General features: G+C 41.5%; 2 protein-coding genes. Both read left to right on the top strand.

From position 1 onward, the window contains the following. Positions 1 to 609, top strand: a 609-nt coding sequence (gene sleB / locus WB217_RS08065) for a spore cortex-lytic enzyme (RefSeq protein ID WP_423992312.1), incomplete at its 5' end; no start/stop codon positions are given. Positions 610 to 621: 12 nt separating this feature from the next. Continuing rightward, the coding region (gene ypeB / locus WB217_RS08060; protein ID WP_423992310.1) for a germination protein YpeB at positions 622 to 1,943 on the top strand (1,322 nt) is incomplete at its 3' end.

Here is a 1,943-nt window from a genome sequence, read left to right as displayed (position 1 = left end):
CTCCAGTCACGTCTTAAGCATATTGGTTTTTATAACGGTAAAATTGACGGTGTTTTTGGCTGGGGAACTTATTGGGCACTAAGGAATTTTCAGAATGAATTCGGTTTGCCGATCGATGGGGTTGCAGGGTGGCAGACAAAACTGAAACTGGCAAAAGCAACTCCTAACGCCAAAATTGCCTGGGGCGGAGAATCAAACCAAAGTAAGCCGCAGACATCTGCATCTAAGCCTGCAGCCAGTACGCCTAATGGTTTTTCGCAAAATGATATCCAGCTGATGGCTAATGCAGTTTACGGAGAGTCCAGAGGGGAGCCATATACAGGACAGGTGGCTGTAGCGGCAGTCATTTTGAACCGCCTTGACAGCGCTACTTTTCCGAATACAATTTCAGGAGTGATTTTTGAGCCTCGAGCTTTTACAGCAGTTGCTGATGGCCAGATATGGCTGACTCCCAATGAAACGGCCAGGAAGGCTGTCCTTGATGCCATTAATGGTTGGGACCCTACAGGCAATGCATTATATTATTTCAATCCTGATACGGCAACAAGCGCTTGGATTTGGTCTAGGCCGCAAATTAAAAAGATTGGAAAACATATATTTTGTAAATAGAGGTGAGTTGATTTGCTAAGAGGAATAGCCATTGCTGTCCTGGTTATAGGTATAGCAGGAACAGCTTATTGGGGTTATCAGGAGCACAGGGAAAAAACAGCGATTCTCATTAATGCGGAAAATAATTACCAAAGAGCCTTTCATGACTTGACCTACCAAATTGACTTGTTGAATGACAAAATCGGCACGACACTGGCAATGAATTCAAGAAGCTCATTATCTCCGCAGCTGGCAGAGGTGTGGAAGATCACTTCTCAAGCACACGGTGATGTAGGCCAGCTGCCTTTAACCCTTTTGCCGTTTAATAAAACAGAAGAATTTTTAGCTAACATAGGTAATTTCAGTTATAAAGCGGCGATACGTGATTTGGACAAAGAACCATTGACGGATAAAGAGTATAGCACGCTGAAAACATTGTATAAACAATCTGGAGAAATACAGCAGGACTTAAGACAAGTCCAGCATATGGTCTTGAAGAATAACTTGAGATGGATGGATGTAGAGCTTGCACTAGCGACGGAAAAGGGAAAAACGGACAATACGATCATTGACGGCTTTAAAACTGTTGAGAAGACAGTCGAAGGTTACTCTGAAACCGATTTTGGCCCTGCACAAATCAATCTGCAAATAAGGGATGAAAACTTTAAAAAATTGCAAGGTAAAAAGATTTCTAAAAACGATGCTATTAAGATTACCAGAAGGTATGCGTCACTTGGTAATGCAGGCAAGGTAAAGGTAGAAGAGAATGGCAAAGGATCAGATTACGGATTCTACAGTGTCTCCATACTGGATCCGAAGACTAACTTAGAGGCAAGCATGGATATTACCAAAAAGGGTGGCTACCCTATTTGGTTCCTGCTGGACAGAGATGTGAAAAAACAAGTGATAAGCCTTAATGACGCTTCAAATAAGGCAATCACTTTTTTGAAGGAAAACAAATTTACGAATCTGGATCTTTTCGAGAGTGCGCAATATGATAATATCGGTGTTTTTACATTCGTTGGCAACCAGGATGGAGTCCGGATCTACCCTGATGCTATTAAAATGAAAGTAGCCCTGGATGATGGTGAAATAATTGGTTTTTCAGCTGAGGATTATCTGAAATCCCATAAAACAAGGAAAATACCTGATGCAGGAATTTCACTAGAAGAAGCAAAAAAGAAAATCAACCCGAATTTGAAAATTATGGACCAGACAAAAGCAGTTATATTAAATGACCTGAACGCTGAGGTATTGTGCTATGAATTCCTTGGAGTTCTAGGTGAGGACACCTACCGGATTTATATCAATGCCGAAGATGGCACAGAGGAAAAAGTGGAAAAACTGCATAATGC

Source organism: Mesobacillus sp. (assembly GCF_049588175.1).
In the GTDB taxonomy this organism is placed as follows: Bacteria; Bacillota; Bacilli; order Bacillales; family Cytobacillaceae; genus Mesobacillus.
The sequence above is the reverse complement of the archived record's forward strand: the minus strand, read 5'-3'. Positions and strand labels throughout refer to the sequence as shown.